This is a genomic window from Streptomyces sp. NPDC052682 (genome assembly GCF_040678435.1).
In the GTDB taxonomy this organism is placed as follows: Bacteria; Actinomycetota; Actinomycetes; order Streptomycetales; family Streptomycetaceae; genus Streptomyces.
Genome location: NZ_JBFATS010000013.1, coordinates 201,690 through 224,337, shown reverse-complemented (window position 1 = coordinate 224,337; position 22,648 = coordinate 201,690). Strand labels below are relative to the sequence as shown.

The window sequence follows — 22,648 nt, the reverse complement described above, 5'->3', positions numbered from 1 at the left end:
CCCCGGACCGGACTCGAACCGGTCAGGCTTCCGTGCGGGGCACGCCGGTCTTCTCCGCCTTGTTTCCGACCCCTTCGGGCAGGCGGACCACGGGTTACCGGCAGTTCCCTGTGTTCAGTTCTCAAGGTGCCTGCGCTTCCTTCGAGCCCCTTCAGAGCCCTCTGGGCGGCGTCCACGCACGGCGAATCGGAGGCCAGCTCCGATAACTGGTGCGCACCAGTAGAGTGCATCTGGTGCGCACCAGAGTCAAGGTGGTTCGGCGAACTGAGTGGTGACCACCCCTCGCGGTGCACCTCCAGCAGACCGCCTGAAAGGGGGGTTGCGGCAGCCAACTGACCTTCACAGCAACGGGGTTAGGTCCGGTGTTAACCCCTGTTGACCAGCGGCGATGTGAGGCACCATGAATTAAGAGCGATCGCGACCTACGCTGAACGGGGTGCCTGGTGAGCGCAGAGATAGGGCTGCGGAACGCGCGCAAGGCGCGCGGCTGGTCTCAAGAGCGACTGATCCGCGAAATCGAGCAGTACGCACGGCGGAACCTCGCCGACGTTGCGTCGACCGCGAGCCTGCGGGTCTACGTATCCGAGTGGGAGAACGGCCGGCGGCCCATCTCCGACCGGTACGCAGCCATCCTGCGCAACCTTCTCGGCGTAACAGACGCAGAGCTGCGGGGCGTCGCAGAGCCGCCGGCACCTCTTGTGGCGGACGGATACGACGACCTCTTGAGCCGCATCGACTCCGCAAGCAGCGTGAGCGCTTCCATGGTGAAGGCGTTCAACGATCAGACGGAGCTACTGCGCACCATGGACCGCCAGCGCGGTGCTGCGGGGCTGGTCGACCAGATGACGGGGCACCTTGCCGCCCTGGAAGAAGCCTTGAACTTCGCGGTGTTACCCGCCGCACGTCGCCCCGTGGCGCTCGCTCTGGCGGGTGCCTCTACCCTCGCGGCGTGGCAGGCAATCGATAGTGGCGCTATCGAACGCGCCTGGCGTCACTACGAGTTGGCGAAACGGGCCGCCCGCGACGCTGAGGCGCCCATGTACCTGGCTCATGCCATGGGGGAACAGGCCTACGTGCTCTGCGATGCCGGGCGGCCGGCAATGGGCGTCGACCTCGTGCGCGACGCTCAGCGGGCCCTTGGGCAAGCGGGGTCGCCCCGCTTGCGGGCGTGGCTGTACGCGGCGGAAGCCGAGCTCTGCGCGCATGCCGGGATGGTCGACGACTGCAAGCGGGCACTAGACGCCGCCATGAGGACGATTCCGCCGGGCCTCGAGGATCGGGACCCGGACATGCTGAGCATCTTCCTGAACGGCGCCCATCTCACGCGGTGGCACGGGAACGTGCTCGGACTGCTCGGCGACGGCGGGGCCGTAACCAGCCTGTACGACGCCCTTGAGGTGATGGACCCAACTTTCGTCCGAGCGCGTGCCGGGCTCCATGCCGACCTGGCACAGGCGCACATGGCCCGTGCCGAGTACGACGACGCCAGGACACATCTCCGGCAGGCCAAGCTGTTGGCGAGCCGCACTGGGTCGGTGCGGCACCGCCGGCGCGTCGACCGCCTCAGCGAGCGGCTGTAAGACTGCCCTTGCCCTTCGCGGCGAGCAGATGCAGCAGAGCAACGAGCGTCCCTGATCCCAGCAGATCGCCGCGGGCCATCAGGCCCGGAATGTCAGCGAGGGGCACCCAGTCGATGTGGCCGGCTTCCTCAAGGTCCGTGGGCTCGCCCACCTTCTCCGCCCCGTGGGCTACGAAGATCTCGTGTGGCGAGTCGACCATTCCGACCATGGGCTGATAGGTGACGACGTGCTCAAGGTTCTTCGGACGCCACCCGGTCTCTTCCTCGACCTCGCGCCGGGCTGTGTCCGCCGGTGACTCACCCTCGTCAACGATGCCGCCGGGCAGTTCCCACCCGAAACGCTGCGGTACGAACCGATACCGCCACATCATCAGCACGCGATCCTGGTCGTCCAGTACAGCCGTGATGGCTACATGCTGAAGTTTCACCACATGGTGCTCGAAGCGCTCCACACCAGGGGGCTCCACGTCCCAAAGCTGGAGTTTCACCCACCGATTGTCGTAGAGATCCCTCTCACCGTGGATACGCCACGGCTCCAGACCGTCCGGCGTCTTGACGCTCACAGCGCCCGGCACTCGGTATGAGCTGCGCCCGCGAACCTCCAAAGCGCCCTCGGATACCAGCCGTGCCAGAACCTGGCGCAGTGCGGTCCGACCGATGCCGAGTTCCTCGGACAATGATCGTTCAGAGGGGATCTTGTCGCCGGGCCCGCCGTACACGCCCTCGGCAAGCCTCTGTCGAATCGTCTCGTAGACCTTGGTCGTCTTCGGTCCCATCCGCGGAGCACTCTCCGTTCTGAAGTGGTGCGTACCAGCTTAGCGGGCCAGTGACACGCTGCCTCCGGGCTGCTTGCTTCTTTGGCGAATGTGGACCAAGGACCGTCGGTGCGCTTGGGAGCGTATGGTTCCCGACCTGACGTCTGCCCCAGGAGACCTTCCACCCGTCCACTGAGGCGGACGAAGCTGCCACTAAGAAGCCGCGGGGAGTTGCAGGTCGAGTCGCACATTGGTGCTGCGAAGCATCATGAACGTGTTCGCGTACCGGACCCCCATTGCCTGGCAGGCGTCGGGGATAAGGACACGCTTCCTTGCTTCCGGTCGCGGCTGCTCATGCGTAACCAGTGTGTGGCTGTGAGCAGCGGCATAGGCAACCAGGAAGAAGTCCGCAGCATTGGTTAGAAACTCCTGGAGAGCCGCTGCCGTGTATTTCTTCGACTGGGCCCAAGTGGTGAGTGGGCCGAAGTGTGACGTGGTCTCGGGATCGATCGGCCGGAAGAACTGGGCGTGGCCTCGTGCCCATCCGGCTAGTTCGTCGTCCCCTTCGATCAGTTCGTCACGGACAGGTTCGATGCTGCATACGATGTTATTAGTGTGAGCGTAATCGAGCCATGTCCAGAATCCCGGCGCTATATCGAAAGCGTAGTAGCGGTTCTTTGCCTCGATGAGCACGTTGGAGTCAACGAGGTACATCAAGCGGCTCCAATTTTCTCAACGAGATTCTGGAAAGTCTGGTGCTTTTTGGTTCCCAGTAGTTTGTAGGCGTCCCGGAACTGAGTTCCACCTTCGAGTGTGTCGGTAATTACTGCGCGGGCAAACTGGCGACTCAGTCGCAATGGGTGAGTGTTGTAGAAATCTCCCCCAGAACTGCCTTCTCCGGCCTTTAGTAGAGCCATCACCCTCCGCAGTTCCTCTGCGTACCGCTGCTGATAGTCATCCCACGTCAGGAACCTGCCGTCAAAGATGCGTTTCAGTACCACCAGTGTGCTGACCCTGTATCGGCGGGCGAGACGGTTCAGTTCCGGTACTGTCGGATCGCCTCGGAACTCCCTGCGCAGATCCGCCATGGGGACGAGTGTTTCCGCTGCTACACGATTGCACCATAGTTCTGCATCGTTATCTGTTGGCTTCGCCAAAGCTGCGTCGGAGAGGGCGCTCTCTCCTAGGAAAATGTGAGCCAACTCGTGCACCATGGTGAAAATTTGTGCTGCTTTAGTGTCGGCTCCGTTGACGAAGATGAGGGGTGCGATGGGATCGGTCAGCGCAAAGCCGCGAAACTCCTTGGGGTTCAGCTTTCGGTGAGTGTCCGCCCCAACGATTCCGTTCACCATGACCAGGACTCCAACACTCTCAATCAGGTCAATCAGTCCACGCAATGCCTCTTTCCAGGTTGTGAAAGCGCTGCGGTCTTCAATCTCGAATTGTAGTAGTTGCCTGATGCGTGCTGCTATGGGCATCGGTTCGTCCGACAGTCGGGCAGAACCGACGAATCCTAGGTCTGGATATCCGTGAGTGCGTGCATAGTCCCGATACCAGTCTTGCCGAGACTGGCACGAATAGATGGTATCGAGAAGGTCCACCGAAGGTCGGGATACGGATTGATTCCTAATGGTCCGCATGTCCGGAATCGGGATTGACTCTTCCGGAGGGCTTGGAAGGAACAGCGAGCCGATAGGAGTGTGAGTCGCGTCAGCGAAATCCTGCAACTGCTTCAGAGTTGGGCGGATACGACCATCCACCCACGCGTCAAACCGTGGCGCGCGTCTGGTGATCACCTCATCCGACCAACCAGCCCTCTCCACTGCCCAGCGCAATAGTGCAGGCTCGACATGGACGCGAACGGACACGCACCTCACCTCCCCCTTGACCATAGATTAGGTAACAGAGCGATGCCTGCGAACTCCACGTTCAGTTACGGAACGGTCACTGTCGTAGTTGGTCCCTGCCCAGGTGCTGCGTTGGCTATGCGACCGCTTGAACTGCGCTGGTGGACGCTGGTAAGCACGCAGTCAACTGGGGCGATGAGTGCATGCTGTTCCGCCGGTGTCCCCCGGAGGACGCCACGCGGGGGAAACCGCTGATGACAGATGGCGGGCGAGCCCGCCGCAAAACTGCTCCGGCAGTGTCAGTGCTGCGTGTCAGGCTGTGGCCATGATCGGTGACGTACCCAATGTGGTAGCAGGCCAGGAGTTCAACACGCGTAGGCAGGCGCATGAGGCAGGTGTGCATCGACCGTTGCAGGCAGGCATCTGTGGCACGAAGAAGACCGGCGCAGAGTCCATCGTCGTGTCCGGCGGCTACAAGGACGATGAGGACTACGGAGACGTCATCGTCTACACGGGCCACGGTGGCCAGGACGGCGCCGGCAACCAGGTGAGCGACCAGACCTTGGACGACTCCGGCAACGCAGCGCTCGTGACTAGCTACCTCGAAGGACTGCCTGTCCGCGTTCTGCGCGGCTACCAGGCCGGTACCCCTTACGCCCCGGCATCCGGGTACCGGTACGACGGTCTGTACCGGGTCACCAACTACGGCAGCAAGCTTGGCATCGATGGCTTCCTGATCTGGCAGTTCCGCCTTGAAGCCTATGACGACACGCCCACGCCCCAGACGACGCAGCAGCCGGAGCTGCCGAGCACGCCTGGAGAGGGCGAGGCTGCTGTCACGGGGAATGAGACCCCGGAGCGCGTCACCTCGACCGTGCAGCGCATCGTTCGGAGCAGCGCTGTGAAGCGGCAGGTAAAGGAGTGGCATGACAACCGGTGCCAGATCTGCGACCTGCGCATCGAGGTCCCTGGCGGTAGCTACAGCGAGGGAGCTCACATTCGGGCCCTCGGGGCTCCTCACAACGGCCCGGACACCACCGGCAACGTCCTCTGCCTGTGCCCGAACTGCCACGTGATGCTCGACGCCGGCGCCATCGTCATCGAAGACGACCTGACGGTGATCCGCGGCGGCCAGCCTGCCGGCACGTTGCGAACCGACCCTCGGCACACGATCGACTTGGAGTGCGTCCGCCACCACCGGGAACGCTGGCGCCAGTAGGCCGCGACTGAAACCCGGTCGCGGCGGCCGGATCTGTGTCTGTTCCCCCAGGCGTCCCCCGGCACCGAGTTAGTAGAGGGAAACCGCAGGTCGCAGGGCATAGGCGGAGCCCGCTGTAAATCTGCCGGCTCAGCCTTCCTAGGTTCGAATCCTAGCGCCGCCACACGGGAACAAGGGGCCCGTGACCTGCTGCAACAGCAGGTCACGGGCCCCTTGTCGTACCCTCCGGCGGCCGCCGCACTGTCTCGCTCTGCCTCGCGTTCGACGCCCCGTCTCGGACTGTGTGGACGCGCCGTGGACGGGCCCTCCGGGCGGTCACCCGTACTGACTGAGGCGAGCGAGCATCTTGGCGTTCGCGGCGTCGTCGCCGTCCTTCAGGAACTTGGCCTAAACCCGGAAGAGCACGGACATGCTGGGGCCAGCGCGCTCGGCTACGAGCTGAGGCTCTACTCCGGAGCTGAGCCACGTCGACACCGCGGCGTGACGAAGATCATATTGGACGTCTCGCCAGTGTCGACGCGAACTCAGCCGGGGTGAGAGCCCGCGCGCGAGCCTCGGCCCAGACCTCGCCGTAGCCGGTGTCCTGGATAGGCTCGCCTCGCCTGGTCTGGAACAGCCGGCCGTCCGGTGCCGTGCCGTACGCGGTGACGTGCCAGCGCAGCAGCGCCATCAGTCTCGGCGGGATCGGCACGTGGCGGACTGCCCGGCGGGGCGGTGCTTCAGTCCGCGTCTGGCGTGTGGCTCACCGCTGTCCGTCCACGCTGAGCCGGAACGCGGGCGGGTCTCCCTGAGCCGAAGCAGGCCCCACCCACGCCGGAGACGAGGCACGACACACGCCCGGGCGCACGCCCCCGACCGGCGGTACGTCCAGGACATGGCCGACCGTCGCGCGTATCCGAGTGATCTGTCCGATGCCCGCTGGGAGTTGATTGAGCCGGTCCTGTCCGCGTGGCGCTTCGAGCGCCGCGGCCAGCTACAGCGTGGATCAGACGGCAGGCGTCGGGGTGGCGGTTACCAGCGCGGCGAAGTCGCGGAGATCGATGTTTCCGCCAGTCGCGATTGCAGCGATGTTTCCGCGACCCAGTCGGTGGGTGTGCTCGAGGATGGCCGCTGCCGCAACGGCTCCGCTGGGTTCGACCACGAGCTTCCCGCACTCCGCCAGCCATCGCATCGCTGAGACGATGGCCTCCTCGGAGACCGTGACCACGTCGTCGACCAGGGCTTTGATGTGAGCCCAGGTCAGCTCGCCGACCGCGGCGGAACGGAGCCCGTCGGCGATCGTGTGTCCGGTCAGCTCTCGTGACCAAACGGTCCGCTTCCCGGTGGCGAAGCCCTCGGCCAGGTCCGCGGCGAGCTCGGGTTCGACCGCCACCACCCGCGCGCCTGGTCGCTGGTTCTTGATTGCGGCGGCCACTCCGGCCATCAGTCCGCCGCCGCCGACCGGTACCAGCATCGTGTCGATGTCGTCGACCTGCTCGAGCAGCTCTAGCCCGACGGTGCCCTGCCCGGCGATGATGCGAGGATCGTCGAACGGGGGCACCACGGTCAGGCCGCGGACGTCGGCCAGGTGGTGGGCATGCGGCACGATCTCGTCCGGCGCCCGGAGCACCACCGTCGCGCCCAGGGCCCGGGTGGCGTCGATCTTGTATTGGGGAGCCGTCTGGGGCATCACGACCGTCGCCGCGATGTCGGCCCTCCGAGCCGCATAGGCCAGGGCACGGCCGTGGTTGCCGGCCGAATAGGTCACCACACCCCGCGCGCCCCCGACCTCACCGAGCGCCGCCACGGCGTTAGCAGCCCCGCGGAGCTTGAACGAACCGGTCCGTTGAAGGGACTCAGCCTTCACCCACACCGAACCAGCCCCCGCCGGATGGGGCAGCTGCAGTACCGGCGTCCGCAGGCAGGTCGTGCCGATCCGCACCTGTGCCACGTGGAGATCACTCAGTGTGATGAGGTCCGTCTCCGCCGTACCAACGCTGTCCATGTCGCTCACCTGTAGGTCAGAACGCGGGGTGTCCGGCGTGAACTTCATTGCTGCTCCTGGAAAGCGTGCGGTCAGGACCGGGACAGCGCGGGTCAGAGGCCGAGCAGCGGAGGGACCTGCGAGAGCAGGTTGACCTCGTAGTAGCCGTAACCGGGCGTGCCGAGCTCGTATCCGCGGTTGACGAAGACCTTGTGCTTGATGCCCAGGTCGGTGGCGACCATCAGGTCGTGACGCGGGCTGCCGGAGACATGCAGGACGTCCTGAGGACGGCAGCCGAGCTGGTTGAACATGTATTCGAACGCCTGGTAGCGGGGCTTGTACGCCTGCGCCTGCTCGGCGGTGAAGACCGCGTGGAACGGCGCTTCCAGCTTCTCGACGTTGCGCATCACCTGGTCGTCAGCCGCGTTGGTCAAGATCACCAGCGGATAGCGTGTCGCCAACGCCTGCAGCGCCTCCGGCACCTCCGGGTAGGGCCCCCAGGTTGGGACGGCGTCGACGATCGCCTGACTGTCGTCCCTGCGGTAGGGCAGGTTGAACCGCTCCAAGGTCTTGCGGAGCGAATCGTGGATCACGTCGGGGAAGGGCTTCCAGGGCCCCAAGATCTCGTCGAGGCGCTGCCACTTGAAGCTCTCGACGAAGTCGTCCATCTGGTCGGCCGGTACGACGTCCGCGAGCAGATCGCGGGTCATGGATGCGATGTGCCAGCGGATCAGCGTGCCGTGCATGTCGAAGGTGATGTACTTCGGCTCGAAGTCGATCATCGGCGGTTCTCCTCTCGGGTACGACCGCACGTGCGGCCGGAAGGCGTCAGGTGGCGCGCGTCGGAGCCACGCTCCGTTGGGTGATGCGCCCACGCCATCTGGGCGAGGAAGCTACTTCGCGCCGTCCAGAACGATCCAGAAGGACAGCCACTGCTTGAACAAACTCGCCTCATAGGGCTTCCGGCTTGAACAAATCGGCTCAACCGGACCGTCTCGAGTCAGAATCGTCTAATGGCGCGTTCGGTAGCATCAGGAGCGTTGCTCATGGTTTGAGCTCGAGGAGGAAACCGTGCCGAAGGTTGCCGTCGATGACATCGATCTGGCGCTGCTCGGCGCTCTCCAAGCCGACGCACGGGCTCCCATCGCCGACTTGTGCAAGGCAGCGAGAGTGTCGCGAGGCACTGCCTATGCGCGTTTGGCACAGCTCCGCGAGTCCGGCGTCATCCAGAGCCTCACGGTGTCTGTCGACCCCTACGGCGTAGGTCTATCCCTCGCTGCAGTCATGCTCTTGCGGGCGAGCACGGAGAAGTTCTGGCGGTGGTCGGACTTCGCATCCAAGTTTGACGAGATGCCTGAAGTGGAGTTCGCCGCAGACCTGGCGGGCGAGTTCGACATGATCATGTTGGCCAGGTTCCGCGACGCGGACCACCTGCGCGCGTTCGTGGAGAACGATCTGCGCCGTATCTCCGGCATCGCCGGAATCCGCACCTTCCTGGTGCTCAACGAGACCCCACGACGGTCGTGGCTGTTGCCGCACCCGAAGCGCTGACATTCCCGCTTCACGCGTGGGACTCGGCCGCGGGAACCGTCGACGGGGACCTGCTCGTTGCGCCGCTGCGCGTCCATGATCGAGCAATTGTCAATTCCTGTGGATCACCGTGAGGGGCCTTGAGTGGCCCGCAGCTATTAATCGAGGACTGCGAATGGCAACGGATCGGCGGTAGCGCTCTCCCGGGTGGCGCCCGTGCGGGAACTCTTCGTGGGGTGACCACGAGGGCCGTTGTCAGAGGCGATTGGCAAGATTGCGGCCATGAATGTCACTCCTGTCACTCCGCCACGGCCGATCGACGTTGCCACGGTCTTTCCTCAACTGGCTCCGCTGGCCCGCACGGCGACCCGCCTGCACCCCCGCCCTGGGGCGCCGACATGGCACGACAGCTCGATCGGCGGGCCGCTGCTGTGGCCCGCCGAGGAGCCGTGGCCGCACTGCGAGGAACCGCATGTGGTGGACGGCATCAACCCAGCCCAGTCCCCGGCGGATCTGCGGCTGGAACGACGGATCTTCGCCGCCTCGCACGGCCGGGACCTGACTCCGGAGGAACGGGAGACTCTCGAGCGGATCCGGCCCCCTCGGACGTATCCGGTGAGGCTGGCGGTCCAAGCCTACGACGGCCCCATAGCGATGCTGCCCGTCGCGCAGCTGTACGTACGGGATGTGCCCGATCTGAGCCCGCCGGAGGGCAAGGACCTGCTGCAGGTTCTGTGGTGCCCCTTCGATCATCCGATCATGCCCAGAACCCTGCTCTTCTGGCGTTCGGCAGCCGCCGTTTCCGACATCCTCGAAACGCCCCCCGAGCCGCCCGCAGTGCAGTTCGACGGCTATCTACCGGAACCGTGCGTGCTCGAACCGGAGCAGATCACCGAGTACCCCGACCATCTGGAGCTGAGCGAAGAACTGCGGGAGCAGCTCAAGCAATGGAGTGTGCCGCAGGCAGCAGAGGAAGACATGGACCCGGACACGTACTACGACTGTGTGCTGTCCAACGCACCCGGCTGGAAGGTCGGCGGCTGGCCCGCTTGGAACTCCACCGACCCCAGCCCGCAGCCCTGCTCCGAGTGCGGCACCCGCATGGAGGTCCTGATGACCGTCGCCACATTCGAGGAAGGGGACGACGCCGGGAACAGCTGGTCTCCGCACCCCCACCCAGGTGCTGGACCGTACCCCGGCCACCGCGGCTACAACGCGACCGGGGTCCAGATAGGCAGCGGCTACCGGCAGCACCTGTTCGTCTGCCCGGCGGAGCCCGAGCATCCGCACATCGAGTTGATGACGTAGCCCGTCCGCAGTGTGCAGCCGGGGCGTCACGGTGCGGGCATGCCGTGACGCCGGGTGGCCGCGAGGCTCAGGGTGCCTACCTGCGGCCCGACATCCGAGAGGGAAGCAGGCCATCCCTGACAGGACCACGACGCATCGCCCCAGGTTGAGCGCATCCCGGTGAGCTCGCCGGTCGGTAAAGCCGCTCATGCCACCAGGGTTCGAGTCTTCCAGCGGAGCCCGAACCACTGGTCCTCGCGTTCATGTGCGTCAGAGGTCTCCGGCCAGGTCACGACCGGCAGGGGTGGCAGGCCGAGCCGTGGTGCTATGTCGGTGTTCGCCTCCTCCTCCCAGGTGGTGGCTCGGACCAACTCGCACTGCAGTGCCGCGAGGCGAGGCCCGACGCGCGGGTCTAGCCGCTTCAGGTGCGAATCTGTAGCGGTGCCTGACGGCTCGCGCTGCGGGCCATCGCCGAACGGCAGGAGAGGTCCGTCGACGTCCAGGAACAGCAGGGGGCGTTCCTCGCGCTCACTCATGCCGCGGCGTCCTGCTCACGCTCGACCAGGACGCCGCGTTCGAAGCGGGCGCCGTTGCGGACGAGGGCAACGAGGTGGGGTGCGGTGATCGCGCGCCAGCGGGCCTGGGCGGCCTCGGCAAGCTTGAACACCATCGCCAGGGCCGCGGCCGGGCTGCCAGCGCCGCGGGTGACCTTGGTCCGCAGCTTCACCGTGCCGAAGGTCGACTCGATCGGATTCGTCGTGCGCAGATGGACCCAGTGCTGGGCCGGGAAGTCGTAGAACGCAAGTAGTTCGTCGACGTCGTCGGTGATCTTCTTGACGGCCTTGGGCCACTTCGCGCCGTAGGCGCGCCCGAAGTCCTTCACCGCCTTCTCGGCGTGAGCACGGTCCTCGGCGTTGTAGATCTCCTGCAGCGCCTTCTTCGCGCCGGGCTGGGCCGATTTCGGCAGGGCGTTGACCACGTTCCGGGTTTTGTGAACCCAGCACCTTTGATGTCTGGCCTGCGGAAACACCTCGGTCAGAGCCCGCCACAGTCCCATGGCTCCGTCTCCGACGACGAGCTCGGGATCGCGCATGCCGCGCCGGCGGCAGTCACGCAGGAGGTCGGCCCAGGACTCGGTCGACTCGCGCAGGCCCTCGGCGAGCGCGATCAGCTCTTTGCTGCCGTCGGTGCGCACGCCCATGAGGACCAGGACGCAGGAGCGGGCCTGGCCGAGGCGGACCTTGGGGTGGACGCCGTCAGCCCACACCTACACGTAGTCGGATCCGGACAGGTTTCGGTCCTGGAAGGCGGCATGGTCGTCGCTCCACTGCTTGGTCAGCCGGGGAACCGTGGCCGGCGAGAGCCCAGCGGCCGAGCCGAGGAACTGCTCCATCGCGGGCACGAAGTCGCCGGAGGACAGACCGTGCAGGTAGAGCAGGGGCAGGACCTCGCTGATCTTCGGGGACTTCCGGCACCAGGGGGCGAGGATCTTCGACGAGAACCGCTTGCGCTCGCCCGTCTCGCCATCGACCCGCTTGTCGTTCACCCGCGGCGCCTTCACCGCAATCGGCCCGGCGGCGGTGGTCACCGTCCGCTCGCGGTGGTGGCCGTTTCGGACCACCAGACGGCGGCCGACCTCGTCCCGCTCGCCCGCCAACTCGGCTATGTACTGATTGACTTCGGCTTCCAGGGCCGCGGTGAGCATCCGACGGGCGCCCTCACGGACGATGTCGTCCATCAGGGAGCCGCTCTGGGTGGTGCCGTCCTCGTTGACTACGCTCAGCACGGGCGTGCCCTCCCGACCCGCGCTGCAACGCGGGCCTACTCGATGACCAGAAGTCGATCACTCGGGAAGGTACGCCCTCCGCGTTCCGCGAGGCACCCCTCCGAGTCCGATCCACAGGTCTTGAGCATTGCTCTCCATGATCTCGCGCAGGTCATGCTCGGGCGGCCGACCGAAGTCCAGGGCCCGGCCGCGGCGCTCGAAGCGCCACCGGACAGGACCGGCTCAATCAACTCCCAGCGGGCATCGGACAGATCACTTCGATACGCGCGACGGTCGGCCATGTCCTGGACGTACCGCCGGTCGGGGGCGTGCGCCCGGGCGTGTGTCGTGCCTCGTGGAAGCACGGAACAGGCTCGTGGAAGCACGGAAGAATGTCTGGCGGCGATCGTCTTGGTGGCCACCTCGGGTTGCACCTGGCGGCAACTGCCCCGGTGTTCGGGCCGGCCTGGCCCACGGTCTACCGGCGCTTCGACCAGTGGAGCCGGGCTCGGGTGTGGGCCCGGCTGCACCGGATCATCCTGGACGAATTCGGCGCCCGCGGTGAGCTGGACTGGTCGCGGTGCGCGATCGACTCGGTCAGCGTGCGGGCCGCAAAAAAGGGGGCCATTGACCGGACCAAATCCGACCGGCCGCGGCAAGAACGGATCGAAAATCCACCTCATCACGGACCGCAACGGGCTGCCGCTGTCACTGGGCATCTCCGGCGCCAACCTGCACGACAGCCAGGCCCTGAAGCCACTGGTGCGCGGCATCCCACCCATCCGCTCCCGGCGCGGTCCAGGTCGCCGACGTCCGGCCAGACTCCATGCCGACAAGGGATACGACTACGACCACCTGCGGAAATGGCTCAGCCAGCGTGGCATCGGCCACCGCATTGCCCGCAAGGGCATCGAGTTTTCTGCCCGGCTGGGCCGACACCGCTGGGTGGTGGAGCGGACAGTGTCCCGGCTGGCCGGCTGCCGCCACCCGCACCGCCGCTACGAACGTACGGCCGAGCACTTCCTGGCCTTCGTCGACCTCGCCGCCGCCCTCATCGGCTACCGCCGTCTGGCCAGGTGAAGCAGTCCAGGCAGGGCCGGAGCCGGGTCAGACCAGCATGAGGGCGATGGCGTCGCCTGCTGTGGCGGCAGCGGAGAAGAACCGGGTCAGCTCCTCGTAGCGGTGCCGCAGGGTGTCCAGGTCCGCGGGGACCTCGGCGTCGGATTCCGGCAGGAGGTAGATCTCGGCACGGCTCATGGAGGCCAGGTCGTAGTGCCGGGCGAGTTCGTCGAACGGTGTGGCGGCGAGGAAGCCGCCGGCCCGGGCGACCTCCTCGGGACTCAGGTAACGGGCGGGTCCGTAGTCCAGCTGGTCCTCCAGCGGGAGCTCAGCCCCTCCGTGGATGACGTCGACCGGCATGCCGCCGTGGGCGGCAAGGAGGTGGTGCAGCTTGTGCCACGCCTTCTCGATGCTGAAAAACGGCGCCTTCTCGGCTGGCCGCGACTCTCCTTCGGCCCAGGCATCGCCCAGCTCATCGATGTGCTCCTGTGCCCAGGAAGGATCACTCAACGACCGCCGCAGCTCGGCAGGAGACAGACGAACGTACTCGCAGTGGATGCCCATGGGCGCGACACTAGCCGCGGGCTCTGACAAGCCTTCGGCCATGTCCGTCGACTCCCTGCTCGACAGCCACAAGAAACGGCGGTCTTAGGCAAGCCGCTGTCCACGTCGAAGGGTTCGCCACGCGGACCGCGGTGATGAGTTGGGCCCGGCGACTTGCCGCCAGGCCCATGTTCAGAAACGACTCCGTGTGTGGGCGGGGCCCACCTTCCAGCGGAGTTGGTAGGGGTTCGGTGAGTCGCTGCGCGCCGCTCGCCGTGGATACGCCACGGCTCCACCCCTTCAGGCATCTTCGTCGTTAGGGCGCGGGCATCCGGTAGGAGCTTCACCCCCGGCCGCCCAACACCCCCGCACTCGCGGTGCGGGCAGCCCGCCCCGGGGCACACTGGCTGCATGTCGTCCCGTCGCAGACCCTGCCCCGAGTGCCGCCGCGAGATCGCCGTCGTCGCCGGACGGTACGCGCGTCACGACCCGCCCGGCGCACGGGAGAACGGCGAGCTCACCTCCTGCCCCGGCTCCCGTCGGCCCGCCCCGCTCGGCGCCGGGCAACCGTCGCTGGACGGCTACGTGATCCCCGAGTTCCCCGGACAACTGCCCCTGTTCTGAGGCCCGGTCCGAGGCGGGCTCAGTTCCCGGCCACCGACTTCACCGCCACCGACACCGGCGTCGACCCGCTGATCAGCTCCAGCGTCAGCCCGGCCGTCGCGGGCGTGTCCACCAACTCCGCCAGGACGGCCGCCACGTCGTCGCGCGGGATCGGGCCGCGGCCCGTGCGCGCCTCCAGCCGGACCAGCCCGGTGCCGGGGTCGTTCGTGAGGCGGCCGGGGCGCAGGATCGTCCAGTCCAGGGCGTCCAGGCCGCGCACGTACGCGTCCGCCTCGCCCTTGGCGCGCAGGTAGACGTCGAAGACCTCGTCGCCCTCGTGGGCCGGGTCCGCGCCCATGGACGACACGATCACGAAACGCCGTACACCGGCCCGGACCGCCGCGTCCGCGAAGAGCACGGCCGCGCCCTTGTCCACGGTGTCCTTGCGGGCCGCCCCGCTGCCCGGCCCCGCGCCCGCCGCGAACACCGCCGCGTCCGCGCCCCGCAGCCGCTCCGCGACCTCCTCCACCGACGCCGACTCCAGGTCCAGCACGATCGGTTCGGCACCCGCTTCCCGCAGGTCGTCGGCCTGTTCGGGGGTGCGGATGAGGCCCGCGGCCTCGTCCCCGCGCGCGGCGAGCAGCCGCTCCAGCCGCAACGCGATCTGACCATGACCACCAGCGATGACAATGCGCATGCCTTCGACCGTACGCCCGTACGACCTCATGCGCCGTACGATGCCGGACCCCGGCCCGCCCCACGGCCACGCGCCAGGCCCTACGACATGCCCCCGGCCCGCCCCACGGCCACGCGCCAGGCCCTACGACATGACCCCGGCCCCCCTCACGGCCACGCGCCAGGCCCTACGACAGCTCCCCGCGCCCCTGCCGCGGCAGCCCCGGCTCCCCCGACGCCGCCGAGCCGCAGAACTCCCGTACCGCGCTGGTCCGCGCCACGACGCGCCCCTGATGCACCACCACCCGGCTGTAGCCGAGCGACAGGGCTCCGGCCAGCCGGTCCCCGCGCACCGCCAGCAACTCGGCGGGGAAACCGGCCTCCACCCGCACCTCGGGCAGCCCCAGCACCGCCCGCGCCGAGGCGCTCACGGTGTCGTAGGCGTCCTCGGGCGGCAGGCCGTGGCGCGATGCCAGCAGGTACGCCGCCTCCAGTGGGTCGCCGCGCCCCACCGGGTTGGACACGTCCCGCAGCGCCCCGCTCCCGGCGGCCACCCGCACCCCGGCCGCGCGCAGCAGCCGTACCGGGGCGGCGCCCCGCCGGTCGACGCCCCCGCAGCCGCCCTGCGGCAGGCACACCACGCTCACCCCGGCCGCCGCGAGCTGGTCGGCGGTGCGCGAGGCCACCTCGCAGGGCAGCCGGCCCAGCTCCCCGCACGGGCCGATGGTCACCCCGGGGCGCAGCCCGCCCGCCATCGCCGCCAGCCGGGCCAGCCGCGCCGGGTCGGCGGCGTCGGTGTGCAGGTCCACCGGGCAGCCGTGCTCGGAGGCGACCTCCAGGACGGCCTGCACATAACCCGTCGGATCGGGATCGAGGTCCGGGCAGCCGCCCACCACCGACGCGCCCATCTTCAGCGCGTCCCGCAGCATCGCGAGCCCGTCCGCCCCGGCCGCCCCGGTGAGCATCCGCGGCACCGCCACCGTCGTCAGCTCCACCAGCCCGCGCAGCGACCGCCGCGCCCTGAGCACCGCGGTCAGCGCGCCCAGCCCCTGGACGTCGCCGACGCGCACGTGCGCCCGCAGCGCGGTCGCCCCGTGCCCGAGCTGCAGCAGGGCCGCCTCCGTCGCCCGCCGCTGGACGTCCTGCGGATCGCCGCAGACCGGCCCGTCGGTGTCGGCGGACAGGGCCGTGTCCGCGTGTGCGTGCGGCTCGGCCGGGGCCGGCAGGAGCAGGAAGCCGGTGAGGTCCACGCGCGCGCGTGCGTCGTCCGCCGCGAGGCTGCCCGCCGTACCGACCGCCTCGATGCGCCCGCCGCCCAGCCGGACGTCCACGGTCCGGCCGTCGGTCAGCCGGGCCCCGCACAGCAGCAGCGGGCCCGGGTCGGCCGAGCCGGGCGACGGCGAGGGCGACGACGAGGGGGGCGGTGGCTGCGGCCGGCTGTCGGGCATCGTGCTCCAGGGGCTCAGGGGTGCGCTCGGAGGACGCGTGGTCACGCAGAGTGAGTCGAGCCTAGGACGGCCGTCCGCCCGTCGCGGGGAGGAGCGCAATAGTCGTACCGGCGTGGCCCCGGCGCGTGGAAGGGGGCGGGTCAGGGGCGACTGACGAGGCTGCCGAGGGCCGGGGGGAGGCCGAGGGAGGGGCGGGGGAGGGCACGGGGAAACGGATTTGGGCGAACGGCTGCCGACCGTGTAATGTCTTCATCGCTCGCCCCAATAGCTCAGTCGGCAGAGCGTCTCCATGGTAAGGAGAAGGTCAACGGTTCGATTCCGTTTTGGGGCTCTGGTGTGACGGTTCCCGCCGTGAGGCGGGGTCCGACCACATCAAAGCGGTGTAGCTCAGTCGGTAGAGCAAGCGGCTCATAATCGCTGTGTCACCGGTTCAAGTCCGGTCACCGCTACTGACAGTAGCCGATTGCGGGGTCGGTCCTTCGATCGGCTACTCTTCTTGCGTTAAACCAGTCAACCGTTCGTCAAGGAGCACTCACGTGGCTGCCACCGACGTCCGCCCGAAGATCACGCTGGCCTGCGTGGAGTGCAAGGAGCGGAACTACATCACCAAGAAGAACCGGCGTAACAACCCGGACCGTCTTGAGATGAAGAAGCACTGCCCGCGTTGCAACGCGCACACCGCGCACCGCGAAACGCGATAGAACAGGCTCGTTCGCGAGGCCGTCCCCGTACTGTCGGGGGCGGCCTCGCGGCGTTTCGCCCGGCCGGTTACCGGCCGGTTCCGGCCGCCGGCCGGCTTCGGGAAAGCACAGCTGACATCAGGAGGTGCCGGGCCATGGCGCTCGACCAGTCCTTCGTGGGGCGGAGCTACCCGCCCACCGAGCCCTACGAGGTGGGCCGGGAGAAGATCCGTGAGTTCGCCGAGGCGGTGGGAGACGCCAATCCGGCGTACACGGACGCGGAGGCCGCCAAGGCGCTCGGCCACCCCGACGTGATCGCCCCGCCGACCTTCGTCTTCTCCATCACCTTCCAGGCGGCGCGCCAGGTCGTCGAGGACCCGCAGCTGGGCCTGGACTACAGCCGGGTGGTGCACGGCGACCAGAAGTTCGCCTACCGGCGCCCGGTACGGGCCGGTGACCGGCTGACGGTCACCTCGACCATCGAGGCGGTCCGGTCCATGGCCGGCAACGACATCCTGGACGTCCGCGGCGAGGTCCACGACGAGGCCGGGGAGCACGTCGTGACCGCCTGGACCAAGCTGGTGGCCCGCGGGGCCGAGGAGGTGTGAGCATCACCATGACGGCGAAGATCGCTTACTCCGACGTCGAGGTCGGCACCGAGCTGCCCGCCCGGACGTTCCCCGTGACCCGCGCCACGCTCGTGCGGTACGCGGGCGCCTCCGGCGACTTCAATCCCATCCACTGGAACGAGCGGTTCGCCAAGGAGGTCGGCCTGCCGGACGTCATCGCGCACGGCATGTTCACCATGGCCGAGGCGATCCGCGTGGTCACCGACTGGGTCGGCGACCCGGGCGCCGTCGTCGAGTACGGCGTCCGCTTCACCAAGCCCGTCGTCGTGCCCGACGACGACAAGGGCGCGGTGATCGAGGTCGGCGGCAAGGTCGCCGCCAAGCTGGACGACAACACCGTCCGCGTGGACCTGACCGCGACCAGCGCCGGGCAGAAGGTGCTGGGGATGGCGCGGGCGGTTGTACGGCTGGCCTGACTGCGGCCCGCGAAGCTCGAGGTAAGGGGCGTTCTCTCTTGAGGGCGCCCCTTACGTCTTTCCGGTAGGCGCCCGGCCCTTGACTTGGTTAGTGATTGCGCACTAACTTTTCCGCATGGTCAGGATGAGTGCGGAGGAGCGGCGCGAGAGCGTCATCCGCGCGGCGATCGCCGAGTTCGCCCGCGGCGGTTACCACGGCACGTCGACCGAGGCGATCGCCCAGCGGGTCGGCGTCTCGCAGCCGTATCTCTTCCGGCTCTTCCCGGGCAAAAAAGCGATCTTCCTCGCGGCGGCGGAGCGCTGCATGGAGGACACCGTCCGTACGTTCGCTCAGGCCGCCGAGGGGCTGGAGGGCGAGGAGGCTCTGCACGCCATGGCGAACGCGTACACCGAGGTCATCGCGGAGCGGCCCGAGCGGCTGCTGATGCAGATGCAGGTGTATGTCGCCGTGGCGGCCGCCGAGCAGGAGGGGGACCACGAGTTCGGCGAGTCGGTCCGCGCCGGCTGGATGCGGCTGTGGGACACCGTCCACCTGCCGCTGGGCGCGGACATCAATGACACGACGACGTTCCTGGCGTACGGCATGCTCGTCAACTGCCTGGTGGCCATGGGCTTTCCCCCCGGACATCGCGTCTGGGAGGGGTTGTATCCGTCGGCGAGGATCAAGCGCCGTCTGGCGCCATGAACAGGGCACGGCGCGGAACCGCCGCCGTTTTTCGCGCCCGCAGAAGTTAGTGATCAATAACTAATCGACCGAGTGAATCATCTCTCTGGGGGAGCGATGTCACAGCAGACCGAACGCCGCGGGGGAGCCGTGTGGGCCCTCGCCCTCACCAGCGTCGCCGGGTTCATGGCGGCCCTCGACAACCTCGTCGTCACCACCGCCCTGCCCTCCATTCGCGAGGACCTCGGCGGAGCCCTGCACGACCTGGAATGGACCGTGAGCGCCTACACGCTCACCTTCGCCGTCCTGCTGATGTTCGGCGCGGCCCTCGGCGACCGTTTCGGCCGCCGCCGGCTCTTCCTCGCCGGGCTCGCCGTCTTCACCGGCGCCTCCGCCGCCGCGGCCCTGGCCCCCGGCATCGACGCCCTGATCGCGGCCCGCGCCGTCCAGGGCGCCGGCGCGGCCGTCATGATGCCGCTGACGCTGACCCTGCTGACGGCCGCGGTGCCCGCCGAGCGGCGCGGGATGGCGTACGGCGTCTGGGGCGCCGTCAACGGGCTCGCCGTCGCCTCCGGGCCGCTGGTCGGCGGCAGCCTCACCGAACACATGTCCTGGCAGTGGATCTTCTGGCTGAACGTCCCGCTGGGTCTGGCCCTGCTGCCGCTCGCCCGGCTGCGCCTCGCCGAGTCGTACGGCACCGGCGCCCCGCTCGACGTGCCCGGCACCCTGCTCGCCAGCGGCGGTCTGTTCGGCATCGTCTACGGCCTGGTCCGGGGGCCCGCCGACGGCTGGACCGGCTCCCTCGTGCTGACCGGACTGTTCGCCGGGGCCGCGCTGCTGACCGGGTTCGTGCTCTACAGCATCCGCGCGCGGCACCCCATGCTGCCGATGCGGCTGTTCCGCTCCCGGGCCTTCGCCGGCATCAACGCGGCGAGCCTGCTGATGTTCCTCGGCATGTTCGGCTCGATCTTCCTGCTCAGCCAGTACATGCAGGGCGTGCTCGGCTACTCGCCCACCGAGGCGGGCCTGAGGATGCTGCCCTGGACCGGCATGCCGATGCTCGTCGCCCCGATCGCCGGGCTCCTCGCCGACCGCGTCGGCGGCCGCCCGGTCGTCGCCACCGGACTCTTCCTGCAGGCCGCCGGTCTCGGGTACATGGCCGTCGTCGCCACGGCCGACGCCTCCTACGCCGTCCAGCTGCCCGCCCTCGTCCTCAGCGGCATCGGCATGGCCCTGTTCTTCGCCCCGGCCTCCCACCTGGTGATGTCCAGCGTCCGGCCCGCGGAGCAGGGCATCGCCTCCGGCGCCAACAACGCCCTGCGCGAGGTGGGCGGCGCGCTCGGCATCGCGATCATGGCGTCGATCTTCGCCGCCCAGGGCGGCTACGAGTCCGGCCAGGCCTTCGTCGACGGGCTGCGTCCCGCCCTGGTGACGGGCTCGGCGGTGGTCGCCCTCGCCGGGATGGCGGCCCTGCTCGTCCCGGCCCGGCGACGGCCGACGGGCGCGCCCGTGAGCCAGGACGAGCCCGCACCCGTCCTGGAGACGGCCGCCCTCTGAGCCGCGCCCGCCGCAGGGCGGCGCCCGGCCGGCCCGAGGCGCTACGGCGTCCGACCTGACCTGAGCGGCACGCGCGCGTACGGCCCCGCTTCCCGCGAGCAGGGCCGTACGCGCGCGTGCGGGGCGGGACGGGCCGTGCCGGACGGGGCTGTCGGTGCCGTCTCGTAGTCTTGGGCGCGTGCAGGAACTCCACGACGCCCCCCTCGCCCCGCTGACCACCTTCCGGCTGGGCGGCCCCGCCACCCGGCTGGTCACCGCGACGACCGACGACGAGGTCATCTCCGTCGTCCGTGAGGCCGACGACACCGGAACACCCCTGCTGGTCATCGGCGGCGGCTCCAACCTGGTCATCGGCGACAAGGGGTTCGCGGGCACCGCCCTCGTCATCGCCACCAAGGGCTTCTCCCTCGACGGCACCCGGCTGGAACTGGCGGCCGGGGAGGTGTGGACCGACGCCGTCGCCCGCACGGTCGAGGCGGGCCTGGCCGGCATCGAGTGCCTGGCCGGCATCCCCGGCTCGGCGGGCGCGACCCCCATCCAGAACGTCGGCGCGTACGGCCAGGAGGTCGCCTCCACGATCACCGAGGTGGTCGCCTACGACCGCCGCACCCGCGAGACGGTCACCCTGCGCACCGAGGACTGCGCCTTCTCCTACCGCCACAGCCGCTTCAAGGCCGACCCCGAGCGGTTCGTCGTCCTGCGGGTGCGTTTCGCGCTCGAGGACGCCGGCGGCCTGTCGGGCCCCCTCCGGTACGCGGAGACGGCCCGCGCCCTCGGCGTCGAACCGGGCGAGCGCGTCCCGCTCGCCGAAGCCCGCGAGACGGTCCTGAAGCTGCGCGCCGGCAAGGGCATGGTCCTGGACCCCGAGGACCACGACACCTGGTCGGCCGGGTCCTTCTTCACCAACCCGATCCTCACCGACGACCAGTTCGCCGAGTTCCGCGCCCGGGTCAAGCAGCGCCTGGGCTCCGACGCGGAGCCGCCCGCGTACCCGGCGGGAGAGGGCCACACCAAGACCTCCGCCGCCTGGCTGATCGACAAGGCCGGCTTCACCAAGGGCTACGGCACCGGTCCGGCCCGCATCTCCACCAAGCACACCCTCGCGCTCACCAACCGCGGCGGCGCCACCACGGAGGACCTGCTCGCCCTGGCCCGCGAGGTCGTCGCCGGCGTCCGCGACGCCTTCGGCATCACGCTGGTCAACGAGCCGGTGACGGTCGGCGTCAGCCTCTGAAACGGCCTGAGCGGCAGAGCATCCTCAGCCGCACAGCGCCCTCAGCTCGCCAGTTCACGCCCCGCACCGGCCCCCACCGGCACCGGATCGTCCAGCCTTGGTACCCGCTGCGCCACACACCGTCCGCCCTACGCCCACTTCAGGCGACCGGGGCGCTGAGCCAGGCGTCGATCCCCGCCAGCAGCTTGTCCTTCACGTCCTCCGGGGCCGCTGATCCCCGCACCGACTGCCGGGCCAGCTCCGCCAGCTCCGCGTCCGTGAACCCGTGGTACCGCCGGGCGATGTCGTACTGCGCCGCCAGCCGCGAACCGAACAGCAGCGGGTCGTCCGCGCCCAGCGCCAACGGCACGCCCGCCTCGAACAGCGTCCGCAGCGGGACGTCCTGCGGCTTCTCGTACACCCCGAGCGCCACGTTCGACGCCGGGCACACCTCACAGGTCACCTGACGGTCGGCGAGCCGCTGCATCAGCCGGGGGTCCTCCGCCGCCCGCACCCCGTGCCCGATGCGGTGCGCCCGCAGGTCGTCCAGGCAGTCCCGCACGGAGAACGGCCCGGCCAGCTCACCGCCGTGCGGGGCCGACAGCAGCCCGCCCTCCCGCGCGATCGCGAACGCCCGGTCGAAGTCCCGCGCCAGTCCGCGCCGCTCGTCGTTCGACAGCCCGAAGCCGATCACCCCCCGGTCCGCGTACCGCACCGCCAGCCGGGCCAGCGTCCGCGCGTCCAGTGGGTGCTTCATGCGGTTCGCGGCCACCAGCACCCGCATCCCGAGCCCGGTGTCGCGCATCGCGGTCTCCACCGCGTCCAGGATGATCTCCAGCGCCGGAATGAGCCCGCCCAGCCGTGGCGCGTACGACGTCGGGTCGACCTGGATCTCCAGCCACCCCGAGCCGTCCCTGATGTCCTCCTCCGCGGCCTCCCGCACCAGCCGCTGGATGTCCTCCGGCTCCCGGAGGCAGGAGCGCGCCGCGTCGTACAGCCGCTGGAAGCGGAACCAGCCCCGCTCGTCCGTCGCCCGCAGCTTCGGCGGTTCCCCGCTGACCAGCGCCTCGGTCAGCGCGTCGGGCAGCCGCACCCCGTACTTGTCGGCCAGCTCCAGCAGGGTGGCGGGCCGCATCGACCCGGTGAAGTGCAGGTGCAGATGGGCTTTCGGCAGCTCAGAGACATCACGTACACGCTCCATCCCAGGATCCTGCCG

General features: G+C 68.7%; 21 protein-coding genes, 2 tRNA genes and 5 pseudogenes. 15 read left to right on the top strand and 13 right to left on the bottom strand.

The features are described 5' to 3' along the window. Window positions 1–515 precede the first annotated feature (515 nt). Window positions 516–1,580, top strand: a complete 1,065-nt coding sequence (locus AB0K80_RS22285) for an XRE family transcriptional regulator (protein WP_365672241.1) — start codon at window positions 516–518, stop codon at window positions 1,578–1,580. On the opposite strand, the gene AB0K80_RS22280 is transcribed toward AB0K80_RS22285, so the two are convergent. The 3 genes from AB0K80_RS22280 to AB0K80_RS22270 form a co-directional block, all read right to left on the bottom strand. Next, window positions 1,564–2,355 (bottom strand): NUDIX domain-containing protein, encoded by a 792-nt coding sequence (locus AB0K80_RS22280; RefSeq protein ID WP_365672201.1) that lies wholly within the window; start codon window positions 2,353–2,355, stop codon window positions 1,564–1,566. The two genes, AB0K80_RS22285 and AB0K80_RS22280, sit on opposite strands and share 17 nt — an antisense overlap. A gap of 192 nt (window positions 2,356–2,547) precedes the next feature. After that, window positions 2,548–3,048, bottom strand: coding sequence for a DUF4411 family protein (locus tag AB0K80_RS22275; RefSeq protein ID WP_307947227.1), 501 nt, complete (start codon window positions 3,046–3,048; stop codon window positions 2,548–2,550). Continuing rightward, window positions 3,048–4,202, bottom strand: coding sequence for an ImmA/IrrE family metallo-endopeptidase (locus AB0K80_RS22270; RefSeq protein ID WP_365672198.1), 1,155 nt, complete (start codon window positions 4,200–4,202; stop codon window positions 3,048–3,050). The genes AB0K80_RS22275 and AB0K80_RS22270 overlap by 1 nt, the downstream gene beginning before the upstream one ends. Window positions 4,203–4,506: 304 nt before the next feature. Between AB0K80_RS22270 and AB0K80_RS22265 the strand changes: the two genes are divergently transcribed. Beyond that, window positions 4,507–5,400 carry a YDG/SRA domain-containing protein gene (locus AB0K80_RS22265; RefSeq protein ID WP_365672196.1) on the top strand — a complete coding sequence of 298 codons (894 nt, stop codon included), beginning with the start codon at window positions 4,507–4,509 and terminating at the stop codon, window positions 5,398–5,400. Between the two features lie 390 nt (window positions 5,401–5,790). Here AB0K80_RS22265 and AB0K80_RS22260 read toward each other — a convergent pair. Further along, window positions 5,791–6,240 (bottom strand): annotated as a pseudogene (locus AB0K80_RS22260) (site-specific integrase); the annotation flags it as partial. Between the two features lie 34 nt (window positions 6,241–6,274). Between AB0K80_RS22260 and AB0K80_RS22255 the strand changes: the two are divergent. Beyond that, window positions 6,275–6,382: pseudogene (locus AB0K80_RS22255) on the top strand (IS5/IS1182 family transposase); the annotation flags it as partial. A 3-nt stretch (window positions 6,383–6,385) separates the two neighbouring features. On the opposite strand, the gene AB0K80_RS22250 reads toward AB0K80_RS22255, so the two are convergent. Both AB0K80_RS22250 and AB0K80_RS22245 read right to left on the bottom strand, forming a co-directional pair. Further along, window positions 6,386–7,432: a threonine/serine dehydratase gene (locus AB0K80_RS22250; protein WP_365672193.1), complete on the bottom strand. Its 1,047-nt coding sequence runs from the start codon at window positions 7,430–7,432 to the stop codon at window positions 6,386–6,388. Between the two features lie 44 nt (window positions 7,433–7,476). Continuing rightward, window positions 7,477–8,145 carry a haloacid dehalogenase type II gene (locus AB0K80_RS22245; RefSeq protein ID WP_365672191.1) on the bottom strand — a complete coding sequence of 223 codons (669 nt, stop codon included), beginning with the start codon at window positions 8,143–8,145 and terminating at the stop codon, window positions 7,477–7,479. A gap of 289 nt (window positions 8,146–8,434) precedes the next feature. Here AB0K80_RS22245 and AB0K80_RS22240 point away from each other — a divergent pair, with 289 nt between their 5' ends. Both AB0K80_RS22240 and AB0K80_RS22235 read left to right on the top strand, forming a co-directional pair. Continuing rightward, on the top strand, window positions 8,435–8,914 hold the full coding sequence (locus AB0K80_RS22240) for an Lrp/AsnC family transcriptional regulator (protein WP_365672189.1): 480 nt from the start codon (window positions 8,435–8,437) through the stop codon (window positions 8,912–8,914). 261 nt (window positions 8,915–9,175) lie between these two features. After that, a complete protein-coding gene (locus AB0K80_RS22235; protein WP_365672187.1) occupies window positions 9,176–10,201 on the top strand; it encodes a hypothetical protein in 1,026 nt (341 codons plus the stop codon). A gap of 188 nt (window positions 10,202–10,389) precedes the next feature. On the opposite strand, the pseudogene AB0K80_RS22230 reads toward AB0K80_RS22235, so the two are convergent. The 3 pseudogenes from AB0K80_RS22230 to AB0K80_RS22220 form a co-directional block, all read right to left on the bottom strand. Beyond that, window positions 10,390–10,716, bottom strand: a pseudogene (locus tag AB0K80_RS22230) (hypothetical protein); the annotation flags it as partial. Then, a pseudogene (locus tag AB0K80_RS22225) lies at window positions 10,713–11,966 on the bottom strand (IS256 family transposase). The pseudogenes AB0K80_RS22230 and AB0K80_RS22225, both read right to left, overlap by 4 nt. A gap of 129 nt (window positions 11,967–12,095) precedes the next feature. Beyond that, window positions 12,096–12,247, bottom strand: a pseudogene (locus AB0K80_RS22220) (IS5/IS1182 family transposase); the annotation flags it as partial. Between AB0K80_RS22220 and AB0K80_RS22215 the strand changes: the two are divergent. Further along, a complete protein-coding gene (locus AB0K80_RS22215) occupies window positions 12,246–13,025 on the top strand; it encodes an IS5 family transposase (protein ID WP_365672185.1) in 780 nt (259 codons plus the stop codon). The pseudogene AB0K80_RS22220 and the gene AB0K80_RS22215 overlap by 2 nt on opposite strands. 27 nt (window positions 13,026–13,052) lie before the next feature. On the opposite strand, the gene AB0K80_RS22210 is transcribed toward AB0K80_RS22215, so the two are convergent. Then, the gene (locus tag AB0K80_RS22210) at window positions 13,053–13,568 is read right to left on the bottom strand and encodes a YfbM family protein (RefSeq protein WP_365672182.1); all 516 of its coding nucleotides are present in this window, start codon (window positions 13,566–13,568) and stop codon (window positions 13,053–13,055) included. A 390-nt stretch (window positions 13,569–13,958) separates the two neighbouring features. Here AB0K80_RS22210 and AB0K80_RS22205 point away from each other — a divergent pair, with 390 nt between their 5' ends. Beyond that, a complete protein-coding gene (locus AB0K80_RS22205) occupies window positions 13,959–14,171 on the top strand; it encodes a hypothetical protein (RefSeq protein ID WP_365672180.1) in 213 nt (70 codons plus the stop codon). A 19-nt stretch (window positions 14,172–14,190) separates the two neighbouring features. Here AB0K80_RS22205 and AB0K80_RS22200 read toward each other — a convergent pair whose 3' ends face one another. Both AB0K80_RS22200 and AB0K80_RS22195 read right to left on the bottom strand, forming a co-directional pair. Continuing rightward, entirely contained in the window at window positions 14,191–14,847 is a 657-nt protein-coding gene (locus tag AB0K80_RS22200) for an SDR family oxidoreductase (RefSeq protein ID WP_365672178.1), read from the bottom strand. 166 nt (window positions 14,848–15,013) lie between these two features. After that, complete coding sequence (locus AB0K80_RS22195; RefSeq protein WP_365672239.1) at window positions 15,014–16,273, bottom strand: amidohydrolase family protein; 1,260 nt, start codon at window positions 16,271–16,273, stop codon at window positions 15,014–15,016. A gap of 258 nt (window positions 16,274–16,531) precedes the next feature. On the opposite strand from AB0K80_RS22195, the gene AB0K80_RS22190 reads away from it, so the two are divergent. The 8 genes from AB0K80_RS22190 to AB0K80_RS22155 all read left to right on the top strand — a co-directional run bounded on the left by AB0K80_RS22190 (window position 16,532) and on the right by AB0K80_RS22155 (window position 21,453). After that, a tRNA-Thr gene (locus tag AB0K80_RS22190) sits at window positions 16,532–16,604 on the top strand. Window positions 16,605–16,649: 45 nt separating this feature from the next. Beyond that, window positions 16,650–16,722, top strand: a tRNA-Met gene (locus tag AB0K80_RS22185). Between the two features lie 87 nt (window positions 16,723–16,809). After that, window positions 16,810–16,974: a 50S ribosomal protein L33 gene (rpmG, locus tag AB0K80_RS22180; RefSeq protein ID WP_003948671.1), complete on the top strand. Its 165-nt coding sequence runs from the start codon at window positions 16,810–16,812 to the stop codon at window positions 16,972–16,974. A gap of 134 nt (window positions 16,975–17,108) precedes the next feature. Then, window positions 17,109–17,561: a MaoC family dehydratase N-terminal domain-containing protein gene (locus AB0K80_RS22175; protein ID WP_365672176.1), complete on the top strand. Its 453-nt coding sequence runs from the start codon at window positions 17,109–17,111 to the stop codon at window positions 17,559–17,561. Between the two features lie 8 nt (window positions 17,562–17,569). Further along, the gene (locus AB0K80_RS22170) at window positions 17,570–17,998 is read left to right on the top strand and encodes a MaoC family dehydratase (protein WP_365672237.1); all 429 of its coding nucleotides are present in this window, start codon (window positions 17,570–17,572) and stop codon (window positions 17,996–17,998) included. Between the two features lie 115 nt (window positions 17,999–18,113). Continuing rightward, window positions 18,114–18,683: a TetR/AcrR family transcriptional regulator gene (locus AB0K80_RS22165; protein ID WP_365672174.1), complete on the top strand. Its 570-nt coding sequence runs from the start codon at window positions 18,114–18,116 to the stop codon at window positions 18,681–18,683. A 96-nt stretch (window positions 18,684–18,779) separates the two neighbouring features. After that, complete coding sequence (locus tag AB0K80_RS22160; RefSeq protein ID WP_365672172.1) at window positions 18,780–20,219, top strand: MFS transporter; 1,440 nt, start codon at window positions 18,780–18,782, stop codon at window positions 20,217–20,219. A gap of 178 nt (window positions 20,220–20,397) precedes the next feature. Next, complete coding sequence (locus tag AB0K80_RS22155; protein WP_365672170.1) at window positions 20,398–21,453, top strand: UDP-N-acetylmuramate dehydrogenase; 1,056 nt, start codon at window positions 20,398–20,400, stop codon at window positions 21,451–21,453. 139 nt (window positions 21,454–21,592) lie between these two features. Here the strand turns inward: AB0K80_RS22155 and AB0K80_RS22150 are convergent, their stop codons facing one another. Then, window positions 21,593–22,633, bottom strand: a complete 1,041-nt coding sequence (locus AB0K80_RS22150; RefSeq protein ID WP_365672168.1) for an adenosine deaminase — start codon at window positions 22,631–22,633, stop codon at window positions 21,593–21,595. Between the last annotated feature and the right edge of the window lie 15 nt (window positions 22,634–22,648).

Bases quoted from the DNA above. Each gene is read 5' to 3' on its own strand.
- AB0K80_RS22280 (WP_365672201.1), bottom strand. From the start codon at position 2,355: ATGGGACCGAAGACGACCAAGGTCTACGAGACGATTCGACAGAGGCTT.
- AB0K80_RS22275 (WP_307947227.1), bottom strand. From the start codon at position 3,048: ATGTACCTCGTTGACTCCAACGTGCTCATCGAGGCAAAGAACCGCTAC.
- AB0K80_RS22265 (WP_365672196.1), top strand. From the start codon at position 4,507: ATGATCGGTGACGTACCCAATGTGGTAGCAGGCCAGGAGTTCAACACG.
- AB0K80_RS22250 (WP_365672193.1), bottom strand. From the start codon at position 7,432: ATGAAGTTCACGCCGGACACCCCGCGTTCTGACCTACAGGTGAGCGAC.
- AB0K80_RS22245 (WP_365672191.1), bottom strand. From the start codon at position 8,145: ATGATCGACTTCGAGCCGAAGTACATCACCTTCGACATGCACGGCACG.
- AB0K80_RS22235 (WP_365672187.1), top strand. From the start codon at position 9,176: ATGAATGTCACTCCTGTCACTCCGCCACGGCCGATCGACGTTGCCACG.
- AB0K80_RS22215 (WP_365672185.1), top strand. From the start codon at position 12,246: ATGTCCTGGACGTACCGCCGGTCGGGGGCGTGCGCCCGGGCGTGTGTC.
- AB0K80_RS22210 (WP_365672182.1), bottom strand. From the start codon at position 13,568: ATGGGCATCCACTGCGAGTACGTTCGTCTGTCTCCTGCCGAGCTGCGG.
- AB0K80_RS22205 (WP_365672180.1), top strand. From the start codon at position 13,959: ATGTCGTCCCGTCGCAGACCCTGCCCCGAGTGCCGCCGCGAGATCGCC.
- AB0K80_RS22200 (WP_365672178.1), bottom strand. From the start codon at position 14,847: ATGCGCATTGTCATCGCTGGTGGTCATGGTCAGATCGCGTTGCGGCTG.
- AB0K80_RS22195 (WP_365672239.1), bottom strand. From the start codon at position 16,273: ATGCCCGACAGCCGGCCGCAGCCACCGCCCCCCTCGTCGTCGCCCTCG.
- AB0K80_RS22175 (WP_365672176.1), top strand. From the start codon at position 17,109: ATGGCGCTCGACCAGTCCTTCGTGGGGCGGAGCTACCCGCCCACCGAG.
- AB0K80_RS22170 (WP_365672237.1), top strand. From the start codon at position 17,570: ATGACGGCGAAGATCGCTTACTCCGACGTCGAGGTCGGCACCGAGCTG.
- AB0K80_RS22165 (WP_365672174.1), top strand. From the start codon at position 18,114: ATGGTCAGGATGAGTGCGGAGGAGCGGCGCGAGAGCGTCATCCGCGCG.
- AB0K80_RS22160 (WP_365672172.1), top strand. From the start codon at position 18,780: ATGTCACAGCAGACCGAACGCCGCGGGGGAGCCGTGTGGGCCCTCGCC.
- AB0K80_RS22150 (WP_365672168.1), bottom strand. From the start codon at position 22,633: ATGGAGCGTGTACGTGATGTCTCTGAGCTGCCGAAAGCCCATCTGCAC.